Origin of the sequence: Rhodococcus sp. NPDC080181 (assembly GCF_040702225.1) — a bacterium.
Taxonomy (GTDB): Bacteria; Actinomycetota; Actinomycetes; order Mycobacteriales; family Mycobacteriaceae; genus Rhodococcoides; species Rhodococcoides fascians.
Genome location: NZ_JBFBKN010000012.1, coordinates 1 through 24952, shown reverse-complemented (window position 1 = coordinate 24952; position 24952 = coordinate 1). Strand labels below are relative to the sequence as shown.

Annotated in this window: 31 protein-coding genes; 20 read left to right on the top strand and 11 right to left on the bottom strand. The window is 63.7% G+C overall.

Going from position 1 to position 24952, the window contains the following annotated elements; all coding sequences use genetic code 11:
- Positions 1-16 precede the first annotated feature (16 nt).
- From AB0O58_RS15245 to AB0O58_RS15210, 8 genes are all read left to right on the top strand, one after another.
- Complete coding sequence (locus AB0O58_RS15245) at positions 17-331, top strand: transposase (RefSeq protein ID WP_366238406.1); 315 nt, start codon at positions 17-19, stop codon at positions 329-331.
- The gene (locus AB0O58_RS15240) at positions 328-2337 is read left to right on the top strand and encodes a TraM recognition domain-containing protein (RefSeq protein WP_366238405.1); all 2010 of its coding nucleotides are present in this window, start codon (positions 328-330) and stop codon (positions 2335-2337) included. The genes AB0O58_RS15245 and AB0O58_RS15240 overlap by 4 nt, the downstream gene beginning before the upstream one ends.
- Complete coding sequence (locus AB0O58_RS15235) at positions 2334-3098, top strand: DUF4913 domain-containing protein (protein WP_366238404.1); 765 nt, start codon at positions 2334-2336, stop codon at positions 3096-3098. The genes AB0O58_RS15240 and AB0O58_RS15235 overlap by 4 nt, the downstream gene beginning before the upstream one ends.
- Positions 3095-3229, top strand: a complete 135-nt coding sequence (locus tag AB0O58_RS15230) for a hypothetical protein (RefSeq protein ID WP_341244130.1) — start codon at positions 3095-3097, stop codon at positions 3227-3229. The genes AB0O58_RS15235 and AB0O58_RS15230 overlap by 4 nt, the downstream gene beginning before the upstream one ends.
- Positions 3226-5085: a hypothetical protein gene (locus tag AB0O58_RS15225; RefSeq protein ID WP_366238403.1), complete on the top strand. Its 1860-nt coding sequence runs from the start codon at positions 3226-3228 to the stop codon at positions 5083-5085. The genes AB0O58_RS15230 and AB0O58_RS15225 overlap by 4 nt, the downstream gene beginning before the upstream one ends.
- Positions 5086-5183: 98 nt before the next feature.
- Positions 5184-5831: a hypothetical protein gene (locus AB0O58_RS15220; protein WP_366238402.1), complete on the top strand. Its 648-nt coding sequence runs from the start codon at positions 5184-5186 to the stop codon at positions 5829-5831.
- Positions 5832-5993: 162 nt separating this feature from the next.
- A complete protein-coding gene (locus AB0O58_RS15215) occupies positions 5994-6137 on the top strand; it encodes a hypothetical protein (protein WP_366238401.1) in 144 nt (47 codons plus the stop codon).
- Complete coding sequence (locus AB0O58_RS15210) at positions 6134-7027, top strand: Fic family protein (RefSeq protein WP_366238400.1); 894 nt, start codon at positions 6134-6136, stop codon at positions 7025-7027. Before AB0O58_RS15215 ends, AB0O58_RS15210 begins: the two co-directional genes overlap by 4 nt.
- Before the next feature lie 67 nt (positions 7028-7094).
- On the opposite strand, the gene AB0O58_RS15205 is transcribed toward AB0O58_RS15210, so the two are convergent.
- Complete coding sequence (locus AB0O58_RS15205) at positions 7095-8999, bottom strand: relaxase/mobilization nuclease domain-containing protein (protein WP_366238399.1); 1905 nt, start codon at positions 8997-8999, stop codon at positions 7095-7097.
- Positions 8999-9451 (bottom strand): plasmid mobilization relaxosome protein MobC, encoded by a 453-nt coding sequence (gene mobC, locus AB0O58_RS15200; RefSeq protein ID WP_366238398.1) that lies wholly within the window; start codon positions 9449-9451, stop codon positions 8999-9001. The genes AB0O58_RS15205 and mobC overlap by 1 nt, the downstream gene beginning before the upstream one ends.
- A 320-nt stretch (positions 9452-9771) precedes the next feature.
- Between mobC and AB0O58_RS15195 the strand changes: the two genes are divergently transcribed.
- The 3 genes from AB0O58_RS15195 to AB0O58_RS15185 all read left to right on the top strand — a co-directional run bounded on the left by AB0O58_RS15195 (position 9772) and on the right by AB0O58_RS15185 (position 13590).
- Positions 9772-11307: a toll/interleukin-1 receptor domain-containing protein gene (locus AB0O58_RS15195; RefSeq protein WP_366238397.1), complete on the top strand. Its 1536-nt coding sequence runs from the start codon at positions 9772-9774 to the stop codon at positions 11305-11307.
- A 175-nt stretch (positions 11308-11482) separates the two neighbouring features.
- Complete coding sequence (locus AB0O58_RS15190; RefSeq protein ID WP_366238396.1) at positions 11483-12712, top strand: pentapeptide repeat-containing protein; 1230 nt, start codon at positions 11483-11485, stop codon at positions 12710-12712.
- 122 nt (positions 12713-12834) lie between these two features.
- The gene (locus tag AB0O58_RS15185; protein WP_366238395.1) at positions 12835-13590 is read left to right on the top strand and encodes a hypothetical protein; all 756 of its coding nucleotides are present in this window, start codon (positions 12835-12837) and stop codon (positions 13588-13590) included.
- A gap of 47 nt (positions 13591-13637) precedes the next feature.
- Here the strand turns inward: AB0O58_RS15185 and AB0O58_RS15180 are convergent, their stop codons facing one another.
- Positions 13638-13985: a helix-turn-helix transcriptional regulator gene (locus tag AB0O58_RS15180; protein ID WP_366238394.1), complete on the bottom strand. Its 348-nt coding sequence runs from the start codon at positions 13983-13985 to the stop codon at positions 13638-13640.
- Entirely contained in the window at positions 13985-14383 is a 399-nt protein-coding gene (locus AB0O58_RS15175) for a hypothetical protein (RefSeq protein WP_366238393.1), read from the bottom strand. The genes AB0O58_RS15180 and AB0O58_RS15175 overlap by 1 nt, the downstream gene beginning before the upstream one ends.
- 191 nt (positions 14384-14574) lie before the next feature.
- On the opposite strand from AB0O58_RS15175, the gene AB0O58_RS15170 reads away from it, so the two are divergent.
- From AB0O58_RS15170 to AB0O58_RS15145, 6 genes are all read left to right on the top strand, one after another.
- Entirely contained in the window at positions 14575-14991 is a 417-nt protein-coding gene (locus AB0O58_RS15170) for a hypothetical protein (RefSeq protein WP_366238392.1), read from the top strand.
- 3 nt (positions 14992-14994) lie between these two features.
- Positions 14995-15177 (top strand): hypothetical protein, encoded by a 183-nt coding sequence (locus AB0O58_RS15165; RefSeq protein ID WP_366238391.1) that lies wholly within the window; start codon positions 14995-14997, stop codon positions 15175-15177.
- Between the two features lie 37 nt (positions 15178-15214).
- Positions 15215-16030, top strand: a complete 816-nt coding sequence (locus tag AB0O58_RS15160; protein ID WP_366238390.1) for a methyltransferase — start codon at positions 15215-15217, stop codon at positions 16028-16030.
- Positions 16031-16109: 79 nt separating this feature from the next.
- Positions 16110-16433, top strand: a complete 324-nt coding sequence (locus AB0O58_RS15155; protein WP_366238389.1) for a hypothetical protein — start codon at positions 16110-16112, stop codon at positions 16431-16433.
- Between the two features lies 1 nt (position 16434).
- Positions 16435-16779, top strand: a complete 345-nt coding sequence (locus tag AB0O58_RS15150) for a hypothetical protein (protein WP_366238388.1) — start codon at positions 16435-16437, stop codon at positions 16777-16779.
- A 9-nt stretch (positions 16780-16788) separates the two neighbouring features.
- On the top strand, positions 16789-16968 hold the full coding sequence (locus AB0O58_RS15145; protein WP_366238387.1) for a hypothetical protein: 180 nt from the start codon (positions 16789-16791) through the stop codon (positions 16966-16968).
- Positions 16969-17098: 130 nt separating this feature from the next.
- Here AB0O58_RS15145 and AB0O58_RS15140 read toward each other — a convergent pair whose 3' ends face one another.
- The 3 genes from AB0O58_RS15140 to AB0O58_RS15130 form a co-directional block, all read right to left on the bottom strand.
- Positions 17099-17692, bottom strand: coding sequence for a DnaB-like helicase N-terminal domain-containing protein (locus AB0O58_RS15140; protein WP_366238386.1), 594 nt, complete (start codon positions 17690-17692; stop codon positions 17099-17101).
- 80 nt (positions 17693-17772) lie between these two features.
- Positions 17773-17916, bottom strand: coding sequence for a hypothetical protein (locus AB0O58_RS15135; protein WP_366238385.1), 144 nt, complete (start codon positions 17914-17916; stop codon positions 17773-17775).
- A gap of 38 nt (positions 17917-17954) precedes the next feature.
- Complete coding sequence (locus tag AB0O58_RS15130) at positions 17955-18188, bottom strand: glutaredoxin family protein (RefSeq protein ID WP_366238384.1); 234 nt, start codon at positions 18186-18188, stop codon at positions 17955-17957.
- Between the two features lie 1035 nt (positions 18189-19223).
- Here AB0O58_RS15130 and AB0O58_RS15125 point away from each other — a divergent pair.
- Positions 19224-19616 (top strand): hypothetical protein, encoded by a 393-nt coding sequence (locus AB0O58_RS15125; protein WP_366238383.1) that lies wholly within the window; start codon positions 19224-19226, stop codon positions 19614-19616.
- Between the two features lie 331 nt (positions 19617-19947).
- On the opposite strand, the gene AB0O58_RS15120 is transcribed toward AB0O58_RS15125, so the two are convergent.
- The 4 genes from AB0O58_RS15120 to AB0O58_RS15105 form a co-directional block, all read right to left on the bottom strand.
- Positions 19948-20130 (bottom strand): hypothetical protein, encoded by a 183-nt coding sequence (locus AB0O58_RS15120; protein ID WP_366238382.1) that lies wholly within the window; start codon positions 20128-20130, stop codon positions 19948-19950.
- Between the two features lie 85 nt (positions 20131-20215).
- Positions 20216-20377 carry a hypothetical protein gene (locus AB0O58_RS15115; protein WP_366238381.1) on the bottom strand — a complete coding sequence of 54 codons (162 nt, stop codon included), beginning with the start codon at positions 20375-20377 and terminating at the stop codon, positions 20216-20218.
- Between the two features lie 164 nt (positions 20378-20541).
- The gene (locus AB0O58_RS15110) at positions 20542-21756 is read right to left on the bottom strand and encodes an MFS transporter (protein WP_366238380.1); all 1215 of its coding nucleotides are present in this window, start codon (positions 21754-21756) and stop codon (positions 20542-20544) included.
- Positions 21757-21765: 9 nt separating this feature from the next.
- Positions 21766-22392 carry a helix-turn-helix domain-containing protein gene (locus tag AB0O58_RS15105; RefSeq protein ID WP_366238379.1) on the bottom strand — a complete coding sequence of 209 codons (627 nt, stop codon included), beginning with the start codon at positions 22390-22392 and terminating at the stop codon, positions 21766-21768.
- Positions 22393-22467: 75 nt separating this feature from the next.
- On the opposite strand from AB0O58_RS15105, the gene AB0O58_RS15100 reads away from it, so the two are divergent.
- Positions 22468-23304, top strand: a complete 837-nt coding sequence (locus AB0O58_RS15100) for a class I SAM-dependent methyltransferase (RefSeq protein WP_366238489.1) — start codon at positions 22468-22470, stop codon at positions 23302-23304.
- 228 nt (positions 23305-23532) lie between these two features.
- On the top strand, positions 23533-24660 hold the full coding sequence (locus tag AB0O58_RS15095; protein WP_366238378.1) for a TOMM precursor leader peptide-binding protein: 1128 nt from the start codon (positions 23533-23535) through the stop codon (positions 24658-24660).
- The last annotated feature ends 292 nt before the right edge of the window (positions 24661-24952 follow it).

Below are 24952 nucleotides of genomic sequence, written 5' to 3'. Positions count from 1 at the left end.
CTGCGGTGGCTGCGCGATGAGGGGCCGGCCGTATCCGGCAGAGGTGCGCGAACGCGCCACCCGCATGGTCACCGAGCGCGTTCCCGACTCGCCGTCCCCCTGGGCGGCAATCGAATCCGTCGCCTCCCACCTCGGACTGCACCCGAACACCGTCCGGCTCTGGTACCGCCAAGCACAGGGCGTCACCAACGAACGCCCCCTGCTGCCGAGCGAACAGAACGCCGAAATCGCCCGCCTCAGACAGGAACTCGCAGACGCACGCCGACTGAACGCCGAGTTCGTTGCTGGTAGCGGCGATCCCTTCCACCCCACCGAGAGGACACCGCTGTGAGCACAGGACGAGGAGCACGCGGACCGGGAGCTGGACTCGACCCCACCGTGGCCATGCTCGGTGCGGCCGCGGCGATGGCGATCGCCGCCTACGGCGGTAGCGAGGCGGCACTGCACCTGGGCAGTGGCCTCTCGGGCATCGACCAGTCGATCCCCGGTGGCCCCATCTCTCTGGTCAAGGGCCTGGCGACCGGCCAGGTGGTGTGGTCGACCGGGGCAACGGTGGTGATGGTCTTCTTCGGCATTCTCGCCCTCGCGGCCGTCGTCGCCGGCACCGCGTGGCTGATCCGTCGACGCCGGCGGGTGACCCGCGTCGACGACGCCGGGCTGTACCTCGCGCGGCCGAGAGAGGTGGCCCGGTTGACCGACAAGAGCCTGCGCGCCGAGATCGCACGGCTGGGCACACCACTGACCGACGGTGAGGTGCCGGGCGGCACGCTCGGACGGTTGGTGTTGGGTCCGAACAGATTCGGCGTCACCCTCTATCCCGGCCCCGAAGACGTGTGCACGCACATCTGGGGCCCACGCGTCGGTAAGACGACGTGCGTGATCATCCCGCAGATCCTCGCCGCCCGCGGCGCTGTGCTCACCACCTCGAACAAGCGCGACGTCGTCGACGAGACCCGCGCCTATCGAGCCGAGAAGGGCACCGTGTCGGTGTTCGACCCGCAAGGAGTCGCCCTCGAACTGCCGAGCTGGTACTACGATCCTTTGACCTGGGTGCGGTCGGCGCGCCCGTCGGCCACCCGCGCGCTGGCCGACACTCACGGCTCCCCCGACGCAGCTGCCCGGCAGGACGCCCTCGCGGAGTTGCTCGGATCCGATTTCGTCTCCCGGATGGTGCACTCCGCGCAGGAGACGAAAGCTGCGATGTTGGCGAACATCTTCGCCACCTCCACCACCGGCGAGAACGCCCGCCGCGATCCGTTCTTCGATCCGATGGGCGAGCGGCTGATCACCGGGTTCGTCATCGCCGCCGCCGCCGCACGGCTCCCGCTGCCGATCCTGTACAGCTGGGCCACCGACACGAGCAATCAACAGCCGGTGCATCTGTTGCAGGAGCATGGGTTCGAGGCGTGGTCGTCCGCGCTCAAAGCGCAGTACACCGCACCGGACAAGCAACGTGGCGGTGTGTTCGCCACTGCCGCGAACATGCTCGGCTGCCTCGCCTACGCCGAAATCCACCCGTGGATCAGCCGCATGGGCGAGCACGACACCCGCCCGGAGTTCGATCCGGACGCATTCGCCGCCGAAGCCTCCCCCACGCTGTATTCGCTGTCGATGGAGGGCGTCGGTGAGTGCGGCGCGCTGGTGACCGCGTTGACAGTTGCCGTCACCGACGCACTCGTCGACGCAGCCACGGCGACACCGAAGTCGATCGACCCGCCGCTTCCCGCCGGCCGACTACGAGTGCCCGCGACGTACGCCCTCGACGAGGCAGCGAACGTCGTGCGGTGGAAGGATCTACCGAACCTGTACAGCCACTTCGGATCTCGCGGAATCCTGGTTTCGACGATTTTGCAGTCCTGGTCGCAGGGCGAGGAGTGCTGGGGTCAGGGCGGGATGCGCAAACTCTGGGGTGCATCGACCGTGCGTGTCTACGGTGGCGGTGGTTCGACACAGGACGGACGGTTCCTCGACAACGTCTCCGAAGCGCTCGGGGATCACTGGGAGATGACCGAAACCGTCTCGAGCGGCCGCGGTGGCCAGTCCCGGTCGCAGCAACGTCAGCAGATCCGCACCTTGACCAAAGCAGACCTCGTGGCCATGCCCGCCGGGCGGGCCGTGCTCGCCGAAGTGTCCAAATGCCCTGCGGCGCTGGTGGAAACACTGCCCTGGTACACCGGCCCCTACGCCGAAGACGTCGCGGCCGCGAAGGAGCGTGCCGGTGAGGACCCCACTGTCGCCGCCCTCGACGACGACCCGGACCCCGACGACCCGACGTCGGTACTGCCCAAACCGGTCACCCGCCTGCCCAGAGGTGTGAGCCTGGAGAGGACCGCATGAGCATCGACGACACCCCAGCCGACGACACCCCACCCGACGACGAGTTCGACCCCGCCGCCGAACCCCCACCCGAGGACGAGTTCGAGGACACCGAATTCGATATCGACGAAGCCGGCGAGCCCCGGCCGGTCGATCTTCACGCGGCCGGAACGCCCCAACCCGACGTCCCGATGGAGATGCCCCAGCAAGTCATCGACGGGGCGGTCAACCGCAGGCTTCGTCAAGAAGCCGACCGGATCGTTGCCGAGCTCTACCAGAATCGGATGACCCCGGAGCTGGTGCAGCAGATGTACGACGCGACCGTGCGCGCCCTGGACGCGCAGCTGCTCCTCGACGTCCGCGAGGCGCAGGCCACGGCTGCAGCCGCCGAAGCCGCTGTGCGCGATCCCGCTAAGCCGTTCTACCGCAATCGGTTTGAGTTCTTCGAGCAGTTCCTCAGCGAGGTGTACCGCCGCGACGTCGTCAACGGGGGCCAGAAGAAGTGGTGCCTGATGTGGTGGAAGCACAGCGAGGCGGTCCTGGTCGTCGATGCGTTGTGGCGATCGTGGGAGAAGCTACGCGTCGACCCCGGCACAGGAATGTCGGTGTGGAAGAAAGACCACGCCGACCACCACATGAACGTGCTGTTCGATCCCAACGGCACCTTCCAGGACTGCTCGGTCAAGAACGGTCACCGCCCACTGCCGCCGATTCCCTCCGACCCGATCCCCGCCGAGCTGCTCGCCGAAGAGGTCGACGATGCCCCGGTGACCGACGCATGACCGCTGAGCAGCCTGCGGAGCAGGCAATCGCCACCTGGGCCGTCCTGATCGCCAAAGCCGCCGCCCTCGACCTGATCGCCGACGACGACACCGCCCCCACCACACAACCCGAAACCGAGGTATCCCAATGAGCACCGAACACGGCGACATCGGCCGCGAGGGCGGCGCAGTCCTGCGCACGATGCTGCAGGTCGCATTACAGGTCAGCGAACAGCTCGCCCGCCGCCGCGAACAACGCCTTCGCGAGGCAAGCGCAGTCAGCGAACGGCAACGCCACGCCCTCGATGCACGGCTGCGCGCCGAACAGCAGTCGGCCGAGACCGCACTGCGTGCGGTACACCGCGAGCGCTGGTGGGCCTCTGCGACGCCGGAGCAGATCAGCGAGCAGGTCCGATTGGCGCACACCTGGAAGGACCGCTCCCCGATCGCCGCCGACACCGCCGATGTCATCGACGAACAACTGCGCGCCCGCTACGGCATCGCTCGTGACCGCGAGAACCTGGACATGGCCGTGGTCAGCATGGCCGTCCAACGCGACATCGAACGCCACCGCGCCCGCGAGGCCGCCGGCGAACAGTACACCAAGGACGGGTTCACCGTCCTCGAGGAAGAGCCCCGCGCCCCCGGTTTCGTCGACGCGCAGTACCTGCGCACCGGAGAAGGCTTCGACCAACCGATCACCGACGAGCTCGTGCGCCGCGATCCGGCCAGATGGGCGGTACACCTCGTCGACGGACCCGACGGTGTACCGGTGCCCGAGTACTACTGCACCGACCTGGCCGCTCTTCCCGACGTCGACCACGAGCGACCGCAGCTCGCACGGGTGTGGGAGGACAAGTACCTCGACAGCGCGCCACCGGAAAGGCTGGCCGACCTGCACCACATCACCGCCACACCTGCCACCGACATCGCCGCCGGCCGCGCTGCCGGACAGATCCGCGAACGGTTCGGCGTCGACGTCGACGCCCTCGGCGACGATGCCCGCGCCTCCCTCGCGGCGATGCTCACCGATATCGATGCTGCCCGCCGTGCGCCCGCCGCTGCCGAGAAGATCGCAGCCTCGGTCGACCGAGAAGCAGCCCTTACCGCCCTGATGGACCCGGCCGCGGAGATGGACCGGAAGCAGGTCGCGGCCGCATGGCAGTGGTACTCCGACACGCACCCCCGCGAGGCCGAACACCGGCTCTACGTCGGCTCTCCTGCCACCGAGACCGCCGGCGGGCCGTTCGAGGCGTATCTCGATCACGTGGCCACCGAATGGGCCGCACAGCACCACCCCGAGCTGGTGCACGACAACCCCACCGACGGCCAGCGCGACGAGCTGTACAAGGCATGGACCGAACAGAGCGCAACGGGCTACCCGCGACTGGACGACGACGCCACCCGGGCCGTGCTCGGCCCGCCGCCCCCGGTGACCGCCACCGACATCGAGACCGTGGCCGAATGGGCGCGGCACAGGATCCCCTGGGACTACGAACGCTTCACCCAAGGCACCGGGAAGACCAAGGAAACCGGCGAGCTGCATCTGCGGCTCCGATTCGACATCCACCACGCCCAAGAGTGGGCGAACGATCACGCCCCGGCCCTCGCTGCCAAATACGTCCAAACAGAACAGTCCACCGACCGCACCGCCTACCTCAGTGCCCGGGAAGAACTGATCGACTCCTGGAACGCAGTCGGACGGCCCTTCGACGCGCAACTGGCCGACGAACCTGCCCGCCCCGACGAACCGGCCACCGAGAAGTCGGGTGCAGCCGAGCCCAGCGCGCCCGCCTACGACAGCGCCGAACGACGCGAGAAGGAGGCGACCGACCTTCTCGCCGCCGGCGTCGACGAGGAAGCCGTCAACGCCCACCGTCTCGCCGACATCAGCAACGCCAAACCCGCGACCGCCATCGACTTCGACCCGGGCAGCGGCAGCCCCAGAGCAAGCAAGGGTGATCGCTCGAAAGACAAAGACGTCAGTCAGGACCGCAGCAGCCGATAACCAGCGCCCGAGTGCCCCGTCGACAGCTTTGTCGGCGGGGCACGCCGGTGCGTACACAACGTTCGATTCGACCGAGAAAAGATGGGTGAGGGCAGATCATGATGGTTCTGGCTGTGGGGGTCTACGCCGTGGTCGTTGCGGTGCTCGGGGCGGCGCTGCTGCAGCACTGGCGGCGTCGAAAGGACAACAATCCGGCTTCGGTCTATGCAGCGTTGGGAGCCGGGGTCCCGCTCCTGGCGGTGATGGTCGGCGTCGTCATGACTATCGTGGCGGGCTCGATCACCGGACCCGACCCGCGCTATGCCACCGGGTACGTGGTCATCATGGTTGTTGCCTGCGGGTCGGCCGTGGTGCTGTGGACCGTATGGGGTTGGGTCCGCACCCGCGAGCATCTAGAGGCACGCAGGGCCGCCCGACAGCTCGGCACCCCGCCCCCGAAGTATTTCTTCGCGCCCTGGGCAGTGGGCGCGGCGGTTCTCCTGCTCGGCTGGGGTCTCGGCCTGTGGCTGTCGTCGTACATTCCGCGGGCACTGGGTTGGTGGTACGAGAGCCACGGCCCGGTGACGATGGACGAACTGGAACGGATCGTCGACCGCTGGGTCTTGGGGCTCGAGATCTATATGGGGTTGGTCGCCGTCGCTGCTCTGATTGCCGGGGCCTGGCGGTGGAGACAACTTCGCCGGTACGCAGCCGAACTGCGTGAGCAGGCCATCGAGCGCCGTCACGGCGAGGACGATCGCCTCTGAGGCTCTCCCGTGTCAGCGTGAAATAGCGCGCTACACATCGAACACTGAGGTTCCTGGCCGATGGGGTCACCGACGTCGGTGGCCTCCGTGTGACAGACGAACCCGTGCTCATGCCCATTACCCATCTACTGCTCCCGGCCCATGGCCGGTACTGTCGGGCACGTGAACACCGAACACGATGTCGAGCTGCACTCGCATGGTGGCGTGCCGTCCGCATCCGAGGTTGCCGACCTCGAGGAGACACTCCGTCTAGCGCGGGGTGAAGCCCAGCGGTGGGAAACGCTGTTGACTCGATTGGCCAAGTGACTCGCTATCTGAGCGCTGAAGCACTGATTGCCATCAACGCAGAACACGGCGGCACAGGGGCGGGTGTTGCGGACCGTCCGGGCATCGAATCGGCCGCACATCGCCCGCAGACCAATGCCTTTGGTACCGAGTTCTACCCGGACGTGTGGTCCAAGGCCGCCGCATACCTCCACAGCCTCGCCAGCACCCAGTACTTCACCGACGGCAACAAGCGCACGGCATGGCTCGCTGCCATGACCTTCCTGACCCTGAACGGTCATCGAATGCCCCGTGTCGATGACTCCGACTCCGAGGCGCTCGTGCGGTGTGTGGCCGGAGATCTGTTCGCCAGCGACAGCGAACCAGACCGCACGATCGAGGTCGCAGCGGACTGGCTACAGACTCGATACGAACAGCTCAATCGAGTCGGACCCGCCATCGACCCCAGGCTCGAGTTCGTGCAGCTGTGCCACTACTACGAGGTCGATCATGGGCAAGCCGTCTACTCGATGGCCAACGCCGGATTCGACATTCTGCCGGTACCGAACGGGTTTCCACACCCGGCCGACTTCTGCATACTCGGCAGGATCCACTGGCGTCCCGCGGACATCGGTCGGCCCCACACCTTCACTATCACCGTGGCTTCGCTCGACGGCACCAAGCGGGTCAATCGTGCACGGAAGTCCGAGACGCTCTCCGGTCTCCCGGTCCTCACGAGCGATAAATGGCAGTACCCCAACGGCATCGTCCCCTGGACGTTCGCGACAGACATCGACGCAGTGTTCCTCGAAGCCGGCGAGTACGTCATCCGCCTCGATATCGACGGAGAGTGCGCCGCTGAACACGCCTTGACTGTCGTCGATTTCGGGGAACCGCCACCGGACATTCGGCTCGTTTACCCGAGTACCTGAGCACCATGCCAGAGGGTCGGCGCTTTTCCGATGCCAGCAGGTCCAGATCCATAGGGACCGGAGCCGCTCATCTTTCGAGCCCGGGATCATCGCGATGCACATCGCTTCCACTCGATGCTTCGGGTCTGCTCTTGCCCGACTCACCGCGTGCGCGCCGAGCGTCGGGGCCGGCCGTACTGGCCTTCGCGATCCGGTAGGCGTTCAGTGTCTCGGCGTCCAACGTCGATTCGTCGACCGCTGTGGGTTCGGTCTGTCGCTCCGGCGGGCGGTGGGTGCTGCTGACGAGCCGGGAGATCCGCAATCCCTCCGCCGCATCGGCCGACAGATCCTCTCGCTCGTCGGACTGAGCACCGGTCGCACCTGCTGTGGGGGCGTGGGGGTGGACCGCCGAGATGGGCACCTCGGGGCCGGCGCTTGCCCGTGCCGAGTCGACCCCGACACCGCTGCGCGCGGCAACGACATCCGGTGCGCCGTACCGCGCCGACAGGGCCGAATGAAGCCCGTCGAGCTCACCGCTACGCACAGCCACTAGCGCCTGCGAACGAGCCAGATCACCGGCCGCTCTGTGTGCACCCGCGAACGCGTCGACCGTTCGCATGAGCTGACGCAACAACAACACTTGGCTGGCACCCGAACTACGGATCTGGGTCTGCATCAAGATCAATGCAACCCCGCCCGCGCTGGCCCTTTTGTCGACCACCGGTGTGCGCAGGTGCGCCGGGATTTCCGCAGACCGCGCCAACGCCGCCGACGCCGCAGCCAACGGTCCCGGCGTGGTTTCCACCCGCGACGACCACGCCGCGAACACACCTGCCGTGCGGCCCGCTGCCCGCGCCCACTGCGCGTGGTCGTCCACCGGGATCGAGGACAGGTAGCGGTTCCACGTCTCGACGTCGCGAGCGGCACGCGTCATCAACTCCGGGTCGATGTTCGCTCGTTCGCGGCCACCGGTGACCGCCACGGCAGCCCCGCGCCGAGATGCATTCCATTCCTGCTCGGCCGCCGTCGTTGCCGCCGGCGAGGTGTCCCATTCGTCGCGCAGACGAGGCAAGGTCAAGTCCTTGGTCAACCGGCCACCACCGAACCACACCGGCTTGATTCCCTTGGCCCGCTCGGCCTTGCTCGGTGTCGCCGCGACGGAGTATCCGATCACCGAACCCGATGTCGTTCCGGTCGCGTACCGGGGACGCACCAACAGGTTGTCCCCGCGTAGTCGACGCACGAACTCCGCTTCGGTTTTCGACGCCGTTGCCGCTGCCCGCACCCGCCGTTCGATCGTGCGCCGCACCGGCTCGGGCAGGCCCGCCTTCTTCGCCTTCTCCAACTCTGCCAGCGAGACTCCGCGGCTACCGCGCTGCTCCTCCCGCGAGGTGAGCACTTCCAGTCCGTAGCGACGCTCGAGGACGTTGCACGCCTCCTGCGAGCGCGGCCGATCGCGGTAGGTATCGACCTTCGTTCCGTCCTCGCGAACCAGCGACGCCGCGATGTGAATGTGGTCGTTGCCCTCACCGGACAGCCCGTGCCGCACCGCGACCCACCGCGCAGACGGGCGCGGATCGTCCGGGTTGTCGAAGCCCATCTCCTTCATGAAGTCGGCCGCGATGGCAGCCCACTTCTCGTCCGAGAGTTGGCCCTCCTCCGCTTTGAGTGAGAGCGAGCAATGCCAGACATGGGCGTCGAACTTCTCCGCCGACCGGGCGGCGAGTTTCGTTGCGCCCTCGGCCATACGTGCCTTCACCTTCTCGGTGTCGGCCCACATCACCGTCGTACCGAACTGGCGGCGCGGCATGTCGAGTTGATGCGCCACCGACAACGCCCACTGCTTGTCCAGCCGCTCCCCGACCATCGACGCGTCGACCACACTCGAATGCCCCGCAACCAGGTGCGGATCGGTGTGCTCGTTCGCCTTGCCCGGGCCCTGCAAATACACCAGCAACCCCGCGGTCTTCGACCCGCGGGAAATGTTCGCCATCACCGCGAGACGTCCAACATCGCCGCATCGATCCGAACCAGCGTCGCCTGCAACGCCGTCAACGCATTCGACAGCTCTGACGCCAGATCCGAGTCCACAGCACCGGTCGCGTTCGTCGCCTTCGTAATCTGGTTGATGTTGCGCCCGACCTGCCGCACCGACACCGACAACCCAAACATCCGATCGGTGATCTCCAGCTTGTCCGCCGGCGGAAGACCGGTCACCGACCCCTCCGCCGTCGGCGTCAACGCCGCCTCCAACAACAGCCGGGGAACCGTCACCCCGAGCACCCGAGCCCGCGCCTGAATCGCTGCCTCTTCCTCGGCCGACGCCATCACCTGATGCGCGAACGGGCGACCACCATCGACGTTCGGCAACCGTCGCCGACGCAGCGAGCGAGCGATGTTCTTCGCGGCACTCCCCGCCTTCTTCCCCTCGCTCTGCTCGCTCATCTCACCACCCGCCCTTCCTCCTGGTCACCACCGCACTTTCGGCCCAGCGCAGCGACCCCACACCTGGGGACTCACACGTCAGTGTGACAGCCATTCCGGGACCTGTCCAGGAATGGCCCTCATTTACCGTAGGTAAATATTAGCTTGCTCCGCCTGGCGCACGCTGGTGACTCGCGAAGCCAGCGCGGTGAGTCACCAGAAAAGACGCTAGGGACTAGCGCTGCGACTTCCGATTCGGCGCGCGGAGGATGCGCGGCCGTCGAAGGCAAAAATGCGGTTACACAACCAAAAAGAGACAGGACGGTCTCTAGACTTGGTCCATGACAGCGCCCGACGCGAAGCACGTATTTATCTCTTACGTTCGACAGGACGAGGCGGCTGTAGACAAGTTGTGTGACCTGTTGAAGGCCGCCAACATTCCGTACTGGCGCGACCGAGACTCGCTGGGCCCGGGCGACTCGTGGAAACGCGTCATCCGCGACGCTATTCGTGATGGCAGCGCTGTCTTCCTCGCCTGCTTCTCCGAGAACCAGCGGGCCAAAGAAAAGTCCGTGATGAACGACGAGATAGCTATAGCCGTGGAGGAGTTCAAGCAGCGCCGCCCCGACAAGACCTGGCTCATACCCGTGCGTTTCGACGACGGCGACATCGATGCTTGGGACCTCGGAGCCGGGCGATCATTGCGCGATATCAACTACTCCGACCTCTTCGGAGACAGGTACACCACGGAGGCCGTCAAACTCATCGCGAGAATCCAAGACGTGTTCGGCGGGCCTACCTCCGATCCCGCAACGATCCAGGCGTCCGTTAAACAGCTGTCCGAGAAGGATCTGCCGGCCAAGCTGCGAGAGCTGACGAAAACGTTCATTCTCGACCCGACCAAACGCATCGAGCTCGACGACCTCATCGCCTCCGAGACTCAGCGCGTTCTGGCCGAACTGAAATCGACAGATCGGTTTCCGCTCAATGTCACAGCGGAGAACGCCGACCGAGTCGAACGCGACCAGGATCTACTCATCGCGGAACTGGCCACCGACTATTGGCACCTCATCGAACCACTGTGCTGGTCGCTGCAAGTCGCCGCCCGTTACGCCACCACAGGTGAACAGCTGACGCCATGGATTCGCGCACTCAGGGCACTGCACACATTTGCCGCCGAGATGGTCGGCGGACGAACCGTACTCATAAGACTTCGATACATGCCGATGCTCGCCTACGTCGTGACCTCAGCTGTAGCAACCGTCGGTGACGAACGCTGGGACAACTTCCGCCAACTCCTCATCGAGACCACCGTGCCGCTCCGGGCAGGAGACACCACCGTGACATCGGTTGCCGAGGCGGTGGACTTCTACACCCCGTTCGCCGAAGCGGGGAAGAACGCACCCAGCGCACTCGCATACGCGGCGGAACGTGATGAGTACACCCTCGAATCGGCTCTCGCAGCCCTCCGGAACCAAAGCATTACGTACAGACTGCAACCGACTGCGGACTGGATGTGCGCGATGCTTCGCCCCGTGTTCGCCGGCCAATTCGCCGACAACGACTCCTACGAGAATGCGTTCGACCGCGCCGAAATAATGCTCGGACTCGTCACCACGGACAGCATCAGCATGTTCGCTCAACAGAACCCCGATCTGAGCTGGCTCAGCGGCACCCATTGGTTCGGACGGTCCGCCTGGCGGTACAAGCACAGCAGGACTAACCCCGTACACGAGTACGCCCAACTGCTCGACACCGCCGGAACAAATTTCGGCCCCCTGAAGGCCGGGCTCTTCGGTGGTCAAAAGGATCGCGCGAAGGCCGCTATGAAGAGCTACGCGGAACAACTTGCCAAGGTCTCGCGCGGATACTGGTAACCAATCGACCGGCCCTTGCGGTTGTCCCCGGTTGGGGATTCGGACCCGATTGTGGGTGCCTGAGATCGAGCGGAGCGGCCTGGGAACTCTCGGACATCCACATGAGGACACAGTCCGATCCCCAGTTGGGGGCAACCGACCATTTCGAGCCTGGAACACCGGCACTATGAAGCGCATGAGCGAGCACCAGCCACCCGCAGTTTCGGTCGACAGAACACCCAAACGGCAGTCCTGGCAGTCGTCGGGGCTCGCGAAAACTGCGGTCGCCATCAGCTCGGTCGGCGTCGCCTTGGCGGTCATCGCCTTCATCTTGGGGTCGTCTATCGAGTCAGGGCAGGGCACAGCAATCGGTGGGCTGGCGGTACTCGGTGCCGCTGCGGTTACGTTCTACGGCACTCATCTCACACGCGAGCAGACGAAGTCCGACGAGAACAACAAGCACCAACGCGAGGTGATGCGTGATCTTCAATCGCGATTCACCACCAGCGCGACCCAACTCGCAGACGATGCCGCCACCATCAGACTGGCAGGCGTCTACTCACTCGCCTCGCTGGCAGATGACTGGTACACCGCAACAGGATCCACACTCGCCTCCGAGCGTGACCGCCAGGTATGCATCGACGTGCTCTGCGCCTACCTACGCCGCGACACGACCTCCGACACCGCGCTCTACTCCAAGCTGAAAAAAAGCGACAAAGCTGGACGTACCGACGACCTCGAGGCGGAGGAGAAAATTGTGCGCGCGGCGATCATCACCGCGATCCGAACACACACCACGATCGTGCCGAAGGACACGAACGACCCGAAGTGGACGGGCGCGGACTTCGACCTCACCGGGGCGAAACTCGACTCTGCGGACTTGCTAGCCGTAGATCTGGCCACGGCTCTCTTTCCCGGTGCGGATCTCACAAAGGCCACGCTCAACGGGGCCAGACTGAACGGCTGCAACTTCAACGGGACAAAGTTCAGCAATGGGCATCTGAACGGGACGCAACTGACCGGAGCGAACCTGCACAAGGCGCACTTCGACGGCGCGAGGTTGGACGGCGCGAATTTTCAGAACGCAAAAGGACATGCCACGGATTTCACAAATACGAGAGGTGACCTCCCGGTCTTTCGTGGAGCACGGTTGGTCAGCGCGAAGTTCATCCGAGCTCAATTCATGCGGGCCCACTTCGAGGGCGCGTACCTGTACGACGCGAATTTCGAGGGAGCCGAACTGACCCACGCCTCCTTCGATGGCGCAACCATCGACGGCGCAGACTTCACCGGCGTCGACCTAAGCGCTGTCTCGTTCGTCGACGTCGTCATCCACTGGGACGAGCCTGTGTGGCCTGACAACCAGCGTCCGGCTCACGTCACCGTCGCGCCGCCCGCAGAATTTCCCGACCCGAACGATGACTGACGCGACCCGTTGACGCGACACCCGGCGCTGATACCGGCAACCTGACGGATCGAGGGGGAAGTCGACGGGTTCCATCGACGGGCCGGACATAACCAGCGTGCCGAGAGGGCATGATGCGTCGCGTGGCAATGAAGATCATCAAACCAACAATGTTGGCTCTGTCCGCGCCGACTCTGCTCATCGGAATCGGCGCGTCCTGGCACCACCTGACCGAATGGGATCTGACCCAACCCCAGGCGACTCTAATCGCCGGACTGGTTGGCGGGCCATTCCTCATCGCGGCCGCCGCAATCGCTTTTCGTGGACAAGCCCAGACTCGCCAAGACGAACGTGACAAGTTCGAGCAACAGCTTCAGCTCGAGCGCGAGAACTTCGAACGTCAGCTCCGAGAGCAACGCGGACAAGTGGACAAACAGATCGAGATGCAGGCACGCATTGCGGACGCAACGAACGCGACTGTGATGCGAGCGGAAGAGCAAAAGCACCGTCGCGAAGTCACCTTCAATGTGGTCTCCACCGCAATGACAGGGCTACTGGAACTGAGGCTCGCGTTTCTCGCGGCGGGAGAAGCGCTTGATGGCGACCATGACGATGACTTCAGACATAAGGATCCAACATCCGACGACATCTCGACCCCACGGTACGACCTTGCCGCGAAGGAATGTCAGGCACGACGAAACGATGTCAACGCGGCCGCAGCAACCCTGCTCATAGTTGGCTATAAAGATCCCCATGCCGCCCTGGTTCGAGTCACCACGGTTGTCGAGAACAGACTCAGAATTAACCCGAACCGATCATTTCAAGAAGGCGACATCACCCAGTTCGAGAACGCATACAACGACGCGGTGGATTCTTTGCGAGACAAATACGACTGTTGACATCGTGGTCGTGCACACCCATTGGGCGTTATGAACGCAAAGACTCACTAGGCGAAGGCGTCGAGGTCGAGTGCGATTTCGACGCCGTCTTTCTCGACGACGATCTTCGGGTGCACAGCACCGGTCGCCGCGAGGTACTGCCGCAACGTGGACAGCAGTAGATCGTCGCGGCCCTCGATCCGCGACACCGCACCCTGATTCGTCCCGAGCAATGCAGCCATCTGAACCTGGGTGAGGTTGCCGGCCTTGCGTATGTCCGCCAAGCCCTCGGCGTACACCCGGTTCATCGTCTCCCGCTCGGCCGCGAACTCGCGCACCGTCTCCGCGATCACCGGCTTGGTCCGCAACTGCTCAATCCGGTCGTTCGCACGCCGGAACGACTTCTTCTCGCTCATCACTGCTCCCCTTCCGCGGTCTCCCGCAACCAACGCTCGATCGCGACATCAGCCCTTGCGCCGACACCGTCGTAGAACACATCACCCATCCGCGCCTTGTCGGCCGCGAACAACGCCACCACCACCGAACTACTGCCGGGCGGGAACCAACAGATCAACCGCAGCGCAATCTGCGCATCGAACGGATGCGCCGTCCGCCACATCGGAAACTTCTTCGACTGCCGCACCCTCTTGAGGTCAGGCCGATCCTCCACCGGAACACCGTCGAGCTCCCGCAACTGCACCAACGCATCGGTCACCCGAGCGAGCACCCGCACCGACGAAGCATCCCCGGCGTCGGCCTTCGCCTCCACACGATCGAGCCAGTCGAAGAACTCTTCAGGCGCATCGACGTCCACCACCAATTATACCGTCCACGGCATATGCCGCGCAAGATATATCAGGGTTGGTGAGGGTGCATCTGTCGGACCGATTCGATAACGTTGAGGCCGGATATCGGACGGGGTATGAGCCGCCCGAGACCGCGTTGTCAATCAGCGCTGCGCCATTCCGTCGCGCACGCTGCACGCCGTCTCCGGAAGGTCCACACATGTCACTGACCCCTCTCGACCCCGACACCGTTCGCGCCGCCGCACAGGCCGCCCTCGAGACTCGCCTCGGTTTGATCGACGCCATAGTCGCCGCGCAGAACGAACGCGCCATCGCTGCCGCGAAGGTCACCGAAGCGCAAACCGCCGAACGCGCCGCCGCCACCATTGAGCTGGCCGCGATCAAAGCCGCACTCGACGGCGGTTGGTCCGCACCCGAGCTCCGCAAGGCCGGACTGAAAGTCCCCACCTCCGCCGTCACCGGTAAGAAGACCGCCACCACTGCGGCCACCAAGACAACTCCCCGGCCTCCTCGCCTGCAGCCGTCGTCGACGACGAAAACCGAGTCCGACGCTCCCGAGCCGACCGGCACTGAGGCTGAGCAGAACTCGTCCGAGAGCTACGCGAACTCGAGCTGACCGATGCCGTACCTGCTCGGCTCGACCTGGGTACTGGTGTTCGTCGGTGTCGTCGCGGCAGGAGCCGCCGGGCTACGCCTGGCTCTCACTGATGGCTGCGAACCGATGGACCGAACCACCACCGCCTTGTATGCGGCCGCTGCGGTGTGCGGCCTCGCTGCACCCGCGCTCGTCGCACTCACGTAACCGCTTCCTTGCCCGGACCTACCGAAGGCAGACCTTCATGGACACCACCGATCCTCGCGCCTTTCTACCGGCCACCACTCCGCACGATGCACCAACCGCGCCGACTGCACTGATCTCGGTCGAGATCTCGACTCTCGATGAACACGGCGACCCTGGGTTCGTTCACGGCCGCGGGCACTTTCATTTCCACTCGTCCTCGACCACGGCTCGCTTCGCGGTCGTCCAGGCGTACACGATCGCGGACCTGCGGGAGGCCGACGTCGTCGCGGTGACGCTCACCCAGCATGTCGACGACAGTGTTTGCCTCGTGGGCACACCCGGCGAGATCGCGTGCGCACTCGCCGCGATCCCGCTCTACGCACCCGGTGTGCGCTCGGCCGAACTCCCCGCGCCGCGCTACGTCACCGATACCGTCCTCGCCCACACAGATCGGCTCCGGGTGAGCGGGACCGACCCCGATACGCCGACCGTGGACGTACTGGTGCGCTCGGTCCAGCCCGACCCACTACCCGATGCCCTCACCGTCGCTGGGGACGTGCCGGCCGCGACAGCACGCGCCTACGCCGAGTCCCTCGCCCGTGAGATCACCGCAGCGAGCCGCGGCACCAGCGAGGCGGCGGTAGTAGCACTGCCGGGACAGTCGAGGCTGATGGTCGTACACGCCCTTACCGTCTCCGACACCGACGATGCAGCCGTTGACCGCTACACCCGGATCACGCAGCTACGGGCGAACATCGCCGCCCTCGATCCGGTGGCCGATGCCGAATGCGCGGTCGGCCTCACTGCCGAGCTCCACGTACTGGAAAGCCATACCCGTCGGTCGTTCGACGACGAATCGGGCGCAGTGGCGTGATCGACATCGGGTGGAATCTCAGCCTCGCCCCTCCCGCGTCTCCGGCCACCGGCGACGTACCGACCGAAGGACCCACACGATGAGCACACACGACTCCCCCGCCCTGTCCGATCTCGACGCCGTGGAGCTCGACATCCTTGCCGAACTGCGTTCCCCGGAAGCGGTGGCCGCGTTCGAGATGCTGCACGCCTCCGTTCCGGTGGAGACCGGGTCGCGGTTTGCCGAGCTGCTGGCGATCATCAACGACATCTCGGGCCCTAACTTCGCCGTCGACGCATCGCTCGATCTGCTCGATGCGGTGCAGGATTCCGGCGACCTCGCGTTGGTCGTTGCTGCCACGGTCGACGATCCGATCACCGCGCTCGCGCTCGCTCAGCTGCTGCGCACTATCCACCAGGATTGACATGATCCACGCGCCGCAGGAGGCGGCATCAGACCGTCTCGCACTCACTACGGAGCGTGACCGATGGAGCGCGCACGCGTACGCCCGCTATCGCGAGCTCACCGGCCGGATCGACTGGCCACGACCGGACGGTTGCCTGTCCTACGGCGGCTCGTTCACGCAACGCGTCGAAGTGCCGGCATGGTTACGCGAGGTCACTGCTGGGTCACTGACAACCCCGGAATCGCCCGACCTGTGTGTGGCCCGGGTACACGATCCGATCGACTGGCCGACGCTGCTCGCCGCGTACCCGGGTGACCTCGAACTGGTGGTCAACGAGGGGAATCCGGAGTTGAGCCTGACATGAAAGCTGTTGGTGGCGGTGTTCGAGTCGATCACCGGCACCGGCCTGGATGGCGGCCTGCAGCAGCCAATGCGGATTCATCAGTGCGTGCGGTGTGCCGGGGTCCGGCCACTCGAAATCGTCGTCGAGGACGTCGGCCTTGGCGATGTCGAGAGTGGCGGCGGGCGTGGTGGGCTCGTTCATGCCGTCTGAAGCTACGTGTGGCGTCTGTTCGGTGTGCTCACCTGTCTTTGTCACTGTCCTCGCCTTTCGGTTGTGGCCCGCAGAGCACCGTAGTGCCATCCGCCGGTCGTCCGCGTACACGGATCAACTCGCCCGATGGTCAGGATGTGGAGGGTTGCCGAAAAGCGTTAAGTCGGTTGAACGCTGCACGTTGCGCGGTGCCGAGTTCGACCATGTAGTCGAACAGGTATTCCTCGGGTGCCTCTTCGGCGGCCTGGGTCAGTCGTTGGCCGGCGATGTGGAAACTGCGTCGGTAGGACTGGGACAGGACGTTGTCGGCGTAGTGCACGGCGGCGACGGAGTGCGCGCCAGCGGTGACGATGCCCATGAGGCGTTTGCGTAGTGGCGCGTCTTTGGCTCCGTCTGCTCCGGATCGGATGAGCGCGCCGGTGACGGAGGCGAAGTCGTGGGGTTGACCGGCGGCGATGAGGTCGACGATGTGGCCGTACATGCGCGCGTGTGCTGGATCCTCGAAGTCCGCCGAGGTCAGCGTGCTGGTGATCCGCTCGATGTCGGCTCCGTCGGTGCTCTGGCTGCGCACGTCCATCAAGGCGCACAGGAGCATTGCTTCGGGGTCGGTGGCCGGGTCGTAGCCGGGTTCGACCGACGTGTCGAGATTCTCGACGGGTGCGAGGTCCGCACGTGCCTGCGCTGCGTCGTCGCCGGGTGTGGGGACTGCGCGTAGTGCCTTCATCGTGGGCCTCGTGTTCGTGTTGGGGTGGGACGTCGTACCGGTGGGACGTTGCTACCGGCTGTGGTGCATTGCGTCAGTGGTCAGGATGCAGCTTTGTCGATGTCGTTGCGCTCGGCCTCGGCCTGGTTGGCCTGGCGTGCGGTGGGGTGTTCCGCGGTGAGTTCGGCGTCGATCTGGCGGTCGATGTAGTCGGGGTCGGGGGTGTAGACGGGTACGAGTCGCACGGCGGGCCCCCTTCTCTGTATTTGCCGGTTTGTGAGTTTCAGGCGGCGGCGAGCTTGTTCAGGGCGTCGATCTGGAACCCGCTGAAGTGGTGGTTCTCGTCGGCGTAGACGACAGGGGTCTGTCGGTAGCCGAGCTCGTCGGTGATGAATCGGTATGCGTCGGGATCTTCGGTGACGTCGACGATTCGGTAGTTCACCTTCTTTCTATCCAGGAAGATTTTGGTTGCGTTGCAGGGGTCGCATTGCGGTTTTGTGTAGACGGCGATGGGCATATTTCTCTCCTCGTGAGAATTGTTTCGTTGACTCTCATTCTACTGCAATCCCGCTCTTTGTACCAAGGGTTTCACTCCACTTATTGCGACGTAATTGGGTTGTGACATAGCGCTTTTCGGGCATCTGCGCGCATTCCGTTCAGGGGGCCGAACGACTCTATACACGACCGTGCCTTTTTCTCATTCTTTCCGTGTAGCTATTGCATTCGGATGATGCGGCGTAGGATTGGTGGATTCTGTCGGTGATGGACAATGGGCCGGTGACGGCTACGTCAGACCAGTCGACGGTGTGCTCGTAGCAGGTGGGGCAGTCGTGGTCTTCGCATGACGAGCTGGTCGGAGCGCCGCGTGTGTCTTCGTTGAGGCACGGGAGGTCGGGGATGGCACCTGCGGGGCAGTTGTAGTCGCGGCAATCGCAGAGAGTGCCTGCGTAGAGCCCGGTGGTGTGGGTGTGATCGTCGCCTGCTGCGCTGTGGTCCTGGTGCATGACGGGCCTCTGCTCTCCCGACTGGTGGCCGGACCTTCTGCCCTGCCAATTTCTTTTTGCCGTGGTGGCTGGGGAGAGAAGTCAGTGCACGGGGACGACGGGGCAACCCCTCGTCTCGGACAGTTTTCGTGGGAGCGCAGCGACTGCTCGGACAAAAAGTGTTCGGAGCCTTCGGTCGTAGCGCAGCGGAGCGAGGGGTTGAGTCGGCGGTCACGGGTGATGGATGCTCGCCAGAAGCCACCTACGCCACAAAGAAATTTGATTCTTTTCACTCTTGTGAGTGCGGAGCGCAGCGGAGTCCGATTCGGTGCAGCCCGTAGGGGTGCGTGTGGCCCGCGAGGGCCTGCCTGTGAGAGTGGCGGGCCTGCTGTGGTGGGACGCAGAACGCCGCCGGAGCTGGTGCTCTACGGCGGCGCGGTAGTGGGGTACGGCTGTGAACGTGATTGTGCGGGAGCGACGGAGGGTGACCACACTCGGTGTCGCGGTAGCTCGGGGTTATCTCGGTGACGTGCCCACCATGGCCGCGTAATCGTGTAAAAATCACCGCCATGTGGCAACTTCTAGCGCAGGCGAGCGACGCCGCCCCGAGCATTCTCGAACGGTTCGGCCCGGTATTCGTCCCGGTTGGCGTCATTTTGGCGGCGATCATCGCCGGATCATTTGCTGTCCGCAATGCCCGCAAGACTCCACACGAGCAACTGAAGACCCTTGTTGAGATACGGGAGAAGCTGCATATCGTCGATACGCATGTCATTGACGCCGCAATCGACCGTGAAATAGCGAAGATCGATCGCTTGAACGCTGCACGAATCGAGGGGTTCTGGCAATACGCCTGGCAACGGCTGAAGGAATGGTACGACGACCCCACTCCTGACTTGCTGGCCGTGGGCGTCGCGGGCCTCGCCGGTTTGCTGCCGGTTCTACTCAATTTTCTTTTTTAGATGCATGGGGGCCCGCCTCGCAGGGTGAACGGGACGGGCCTGGTGGTCGATGTTTGGCGATCCTCTCGACGTGGGCGGAAGGGGATCGACTGTCGAAATCGCCGGACTGTGGTTGTCGGTGGCCTGTGGCATGGTCGGCGTCTATGGATATACAGACGTCGGCCGTGACGAATCGGTCGCATTTCGATGACTGTCCCCGGTGCAGTAGCCCGATTCCGTTGCCGCTGGGCAACTTCTGTTCTCAGTGCAGGTATCCGTTGCGGGTCGATTCGGAGGAGCGAGGGGCGAGACTTCATGCTGCGAACCTTCGGCGGCTCCGTCGGCGTCGGGGTTAGGGCGCTCTGGTGGTGGCGGGTACGAGGGTGTCGGGTTTGACGAGGTAGGGGTAGACGCCGGGGCCTGGTGTTTCGTTTTCGACGAGGACGAGGCCTCCGTCTTGGATTTCGCGTACGACGACGATGCCGGGTGCGCCGAGTGCGCCGGGTGTGAGGTGGTAGCGGTCGCCGATGTTCACGGTCTCTCCTGTGCTGCTGCGGTGGTGTGTGTTGATTGTCGGTGATCGGCCATCTGCCGGGTGGCCACCGCGGTGGTGGTGTCGGTCATGTGATGGGTGTGATGGCGGCGGCGGGGCACCATTGCCGGTCGAGGTCCAGGCGGCCTTTCTTGTTGCCGGTCGGGATCGAAAAAGACACTGCGGCAAGCCAATCCCCCACACTCGTCCGGGCCCAGGCGAACAGGGTTCCTTCGACGATGGTGTCCATTGCGAGGCCCTCAGCCCTCACTTTCAAGGCCGTGGTGTCTCGGAATCGTCCGCCTCCGGATCGTCCGATCGCGAACGCCACGTTTTGTGCACGTCTGGACAGATTTCCACGTAATGTGTTTTACAACCTTGGAAATGTGAGCGACCGCGGTTTCCCCAGACCTATCAGTCAGAACGTAACGTCTCAGCAACCATTTGGGACTCTTTGGTAAGGGTTCGCCATGCCGGGTTGACGACCATGTCGAGCCAGGCCACGAGATAGATGCTTCCCATGATGAGTAGCGTTGCGTCGACGCCGAAGGTTTGGACGAGTGCACCCGCTGCGAGAGTTCCGATTGGTATTGCAATCCAGCCGATCCCGGACACTGCGCCGAGGACCTGCGGTTGCTGTGGTTCTGGGATTCGTCGGAATTGAAGGTAACCGAAGATTGGGTTGATCAAGCCGGCCGCGAGCCCCGCAACTACCCAGACAGTGACGATTACCGGTAGGTCCTGTGATGTCACCATCACAATGAATCGAGGGCATCCCGCCACGAGGAATGCGACTATGAGCACCATCCGGGTCCTCGACGAGGTTGCGCACGCGGCGAGTCCTACGGTGCCCGCAATGGCGGCACCCGACAGCACCGCGAGCAACACACCGGCAGCAGCGGTGTTGCCGAAGGTCTGTTCCGACCACATGAGTATCAGGAATCCAAGAATCCCCGCGTCGGCGAGATTGACGAGAAAGACCGACCGTGCGAGGGCCCGGAGCGGACGGTCCGCGAATAGAAACTTGAGGCCGGCAAGAATCTGTACCGGTGGCTCGCCTGGCTGGACTTCTGCCGAAAGCGCAGGGAGACTGCGGATTCGCAAGGGTGTAACAGCTGCAATCCCGAACGCCGCAGCTGTAACACTTATGACCGCTGCTGGAGAAACGACGATCAGGAGTAGTGCTGCAACTGGGGAACCTACAATGGTCGCTGTACGGCTCGCCCCCTCCACCAGTGATGTCGAACGCATCAGGGGTGTACCTGAGGCCCTACTGACGTGCGGAATGAGCGCCTGTGCGGCGACGTCGGCTGGTCCCCGGCTGATGCCAATGACGCAACATGTAGCCAATATCAAGGCGTAGCCCCCACCGAACTGGGCTGAGATAGCCAGACCAACTGTGGCGAGAGTAGCGACAGAGTTTCCTACTACGCACGACCGACGAAGTCCGAACTTGAGAACCACACCGCTCCCGAACAATTGCGTTGCCACGTACGGAACCAACTCGGCCGCGGTGGCGGCGGCAGCTTGCGTCGGTGAGTGGCCGACGGACAAGACGAGAAAAGGGATCGCCAACTGAGACACACGGGAACCGAGCATCCCGAAGAACTCAAGTGCGATCAGCGACAACAAAATAGGTCACTCCTCAGGATCTTGCTCGGGGTTTGGGAAGAGTTGGTATTGCACTGTGACCACTACTGATGGATCGTCATCACCCTCTGCGGCTCGCACAGAGTCGTGTCGCGGATAGCGCGCCATGAGTTCAGCTATTTCGTCTTGCAACCCGCGCAGCTCATCTGCGGTCAGACGTAACGAGACATCGCTGATCGTGCTCGCCTCGAGCCAGCGAGTTCCCCACTCATGCTGAACGTTGAGCCATTGCGAGGTACTGGCCTTATGTTGTTCAACTACAGAACGCAGGTATTCAGCTCCGATGGCCTGCGCTTCGGGACCATCGTGGACATTTGTGGTGTAGGTAGACCGTAAGGTTGGACCCCACCACTTCTCCCTGTTGTGGGAGTTCTCGGGTGCCGGAACAGGCTCGATCAATCCTGATTCAGCCAGCTGCCGTAAGTGGTAGCTCGTCAACCCAGAAGAGACGTCGCACCGCTCGGCCATTTTGGTCGCTGTCGATGGCCCAAAGACGCGCAGCAGGCCCAGCATTCGGAGCCGCAGCGGGTGCGCTAACGCAGCGAGTCGCTCACCGCTGACGATCTCGTCCTTAGACGGGTCGAACAGTTGCGGCCGCTTCTCATCCTCGGACACCGTGGTCCACCCTCTTTCCGTAGTTCATGCAAATTACCCCTTGCAAAGGTTACCTTGCAAGGATACGTTGTTGATGTGACCGACGTAATCAGCCCGACAGCATCGGCGTCAACCGACGCCACGCAGTCGGCTCGCGAGACTTACGATTCATTGGCCGAGGTGTACGACGCCTACACTGCCGCCGACGACTACGATCGCTGGTCCTCGATGCTCAACGCAGTGATCGAGGAGATCGTCGGGGTGCGAGCTGTTGGCCGAACCCTGCTTGATGCAGCCTGCGGAACAGGGAAGAGCACGTTCGCCCTGGCCGATCGCGGATATGAGGTTTCCGGGTTCGACATCAGCAGCGCAATGATCGAACAGGCTCGATCCAAGGCGTCACCCGAACAAGCGTCGCGACTGTGGGTAGACGACATGACCGACTTCCACGTCCCACAGCCGTACGACGTCATCACATGCCTCGACGACGCCGTGAACTACGTGTTGAACCCTGCGGATCTACACGCCATGTTTGCGCGAGTTTCCGAAAGCCTCTCTCCTGGTGGGATATTCGCGTTCGACGTCAACAGCCGCCGTACATACGAAACGCACTGGTTGACCGATTCCGTCGATGACAGCTCCGGCAACGTCGTTTTCGCACGACGCAGCCTGACGCCTGAACCCTTCCGCCCTGAACAGCTGAGCAGTTTCATGTTGTACAGCTTCATTCCAGACACGAGCCGCACGAGCTGGCGTCAACTTGTTTGCACACACACCGAGCGCCACTACACAGCAGACTGGCTGACTTCCGCACTGCGCCATCACGGGTTACGTCCGGTTCGCACGATGGGTCTTCATGACAGCGGGACTTTCGATACCCATCTCGACGAGACGTTCCACACCAAGGCAGTCCATTTCGCAGTCAAGGACTAGCCCCCAAAGCTCGGCAATAATGCCGAAACCGCAGACCTTCGGGGTCGCGTCACCATCGAAAGCCGAAAGGAGGTGACACACAATGGGTTCCATCACCGCAACCAGCAAGAAGGCCAGCGCTCTGCGCAACAACAAGAACGTCTGATTGTTCGGCGCACGGGCGCGGAGACCTCCATCCTCCGCGCCCGTGTCCTTTCGCCCAGCAACCATCGGAAACGGATGTGCCGAATGCAACACACTCACTCGCCCGACGCCCAACCGTTCGGCGATACCGTTCCCCGCCTGAAGGACTCTGTCGAGCTGTTCACTTCGCCCGACGGCACAATCCATCTGCTGCCGGCCACCCACGCGACCGATTTTGCGATCACGGACCCCATCGAGGCCCATCATCGGACATTTTCACTTCTCACCGAGGGCAGAACCGCATCAGAGATCTGTCGACTCGTCAACCAAGAGACCGGTATCGACGAGACAGCCGTCGCAAGCTTTCTCCGAGATCTCGCTGCCGCAGGGTTGCTGCACAACGTCACTCCGATTGCATCAGAAATTCCTCCCGACGAGCTGGAACGGTACGACCGGCAGCTTCGATACTTCGCAGAACTCGTGCCTTACGAAACCAAGCCCGTCGAAATACAGCACAGGCTGCGGCGAGCGCGGGTGGGAATCCTTGGACTGGGGGGAATCGGCAGCTGGACTGCGCTCGCGTTGGCCGCAGCCGGGGTGGGTACCTTGCGGATTTGCGACGGTGACACTGTCGACCACAGCAACCTCAACCGGCAGGTCCTATACACCAACGACGATATCGGGCACCCAAAATCGACCGCGGCTGCGTCCGCACTCAGACGGTTTAACCCTTTGGTCTCTGTCGAGACGAGCGATCAGATGGTCATCGACGAACCCTCCGCAGCAGCATTCTCCGCAAACTGCGACCTAGTCATCGAGGCAGCGGACACCCCTGTCGGTGTCCTAAGCCATCTACTCAACGACGTATGCCTGTCCGCCGCGATTCCCCACGTCATCATGAGTCAGTACCCGCCGCTAGTGCGCGTCGGACCGACCTTCGTGCCCGGCTCGACCGGGTGCTTCAAGTGCTACGAAAGCGTTGCAAGTGACGAGTTCGAGCACTACGAGCTGCTGTCTCGCCATCGAACTGACCGCGGCGCGCAGGGTGCCGCATTCGGGCCGATCTGCGGCATCGTAGGAAGTCTCGTCGCCAACGAGGTCGTCAACCTCCTCACTGGGGTGATTTCCCCAGCAACGATCGGGGCCGCCTACACACTCGATACTCGTACCCTTGAGGTCACCCACGAAACTCTGCACATCGCCCCCAACTGTTCAGCGTGCCAACGAAACTGAGCGCGGCGTAGCAGAGGCTGGAAAGTTTGCACCTGCAGCCTACCGACCGTGTTGCGTGCTCGATGCGTCAATAGAGCTCGACGATCGCCGCGTTGGGGTGTAGTCCATCACGATGCGAACAGCGTGATTGCGGTTCCCTCCGTTCCATCGCCGGTTGATCCCACATCCTCCAATCTCCCCTCAACTGAGTCTGTCTCGGGACTGTCTGAATAACGGTTGATCCGGTCCTTGGTTCGACACGCCGAGCTCAGCTTGGTGGGAAGGATCGACGATGACCGAAACACTGGATCCC